At 74.8% G+C, this 1,613-nt stretch carries 1 protein-coding gene; it reads right to left on the reverse strand.

Annotated elements, in window-relative coordinates; translation table 11 throughout:
• Positions 1 to 980 (reverse strand): hypothetical protein (locus AB0J52_RS39660; RefSeq protein ID WP_500188282.1); only part of this gene is annotated, 980 nt, incomplete at its 3' end.
• Between the last annotated feature and the right edge of the window lie 633 nt (positions 981 to 1,613).

Raw genomic sequence — 1,613 nt, forward strand, 5'->3', positions numbered from 1 at the left:
GCCCGGTCCAGCTCGGCCGCGCGGACGGCCAGCTCCCGCCACCGGTTCTCGGCGCACAGCGCGGCCAGCGCCGCGAGCCGGTCGCGCAGCCCGCCGGACGGCGTGACCGGCTCCGGCAGCCCCGGCGAGTCGATCTTCTCGAGCGCCGTCTCCCGGGACGCGCGGGCCGCCCGCTCCGCCTCGGCTACCCCGTCGATCGCGGCGGTCAGCCGGTCCACCAGCGCGGTGTGCCCGTCCCGGGCGGCCACCGCGTCGGCCAGCTCGGCGCGGACCTTGTCCAGCGCGGCGCGCAGCGCGTCCAGCCGCGAGGTGTCCGGCTTCGCCTCGCTGCCCGAACCGGTGACCAGCGACAGCGGATCGGTCCGGACGACCCGGCCGAGCGCGGTCAGCTCCCGGCCGACGCGGTCCAGCTCGGGATGCCGGACGCCGTCCAGCTCCTGCGCCGTGCGCGCCGCCTCCCGCCAGCTCTGCTCCACCTCGTCCAGCGGGAGCAGCAGCGCCGTCCAGGCGTTGTCGGCGGCGACCACCACGGCCGCGGACTCCTCGTAGGCCTCCGACATCAGCCGGACGGCCTCGTCGAGGGACACGCGCTCGCGCTCCGGGCCGAGCAGCGTGCGCCGGTCGAGCGGGACCTCGCCGTCCGGCAGGTCCACCGACGTCCCGATGAGCATGCCGCTGAGGGTCAGCAGGGTGTCGGCGTCCGGGCGGGCGGACTCGCCGCGCAGCGCGGTCGCCTGGTCGAGCACGCGGCTGTAGGCGTCGAACAGCTTCCACAGGGTGCCGATCCGGCGCTGCGCCTCGTCCCAGCGCCGCCAGGTCTCGCCGGTGAGCCGGGCGCCCTTGAGCAGCCGGGAACCGGGGTGCGCGTCGAGGTCGAGCAGCGACGCCGAGATCCGCTCGGCGTCCGCGCGCAGCTGTGCGAGGGCGTGGTCGACGCCCTCGCGGCTCATGGGCGCCGCCCCGGTTCCGCTCTCGTTCACCTCGGCCCCGTGTCCCTGCCCCGTCCTCGCCCCGCCCTGATCACCGACACCGACTTCGATTCGCGCGGCGGCCCTCGGGTTCCCCCGCCGCCGTACCGTCCAGGATCCGCCGCCCGGTTTCCGTTCAGTGTGATCCGCGGCACTTTCCGGCACAAGCGGGTTGCCCGCTCCCGACGTTCCGGGAGCTTCGCGGCCCGTCCCGCGAATCATGGTGAACCGGGACGCCGCGCGTCACCCCGGAACGCCGCCGCGCGCCCACTGGCCGCCTCCGGCCACCCCCGGACGGTTCCCGGCCGTTAGGAAAAACACACAGCGTCACGGCAGGACGACTTGTGTCAAGGGAACGTCGTGGTGTGAAGTGACGTTCTGTAGGTGTCGTCTCCCGCGCGGGGACGTTGACTGAGTCGCCGACCGAGAGGAGTTGAGAGTCCGCAGTGCCGGACCCCAGTCATAGACCCGGTGCGTCATGCTGACCGCCGCGCTCGGCCTTTTCGCCGTCATCCTGCTCACCGCCGCGACCGGGTACTTCGTCGCCCAGGAGTTCGCGTACGTCGCCGTCGACCGGTCCCGGCTGACGGCCGCCGCCGACAGCGGCGACGTCGCCGCGCGCCGCGCCCTGCGGGTCGTCGGCCG

Source organism: Spirillospora sp. NPDC049652 (assembly GCF_040675125.1).
Lineage (GTDB): Bacteria > Actinomycetota > Actinomycetes > Streptosporangiales > Streptosporangiaceae > Spirillospora.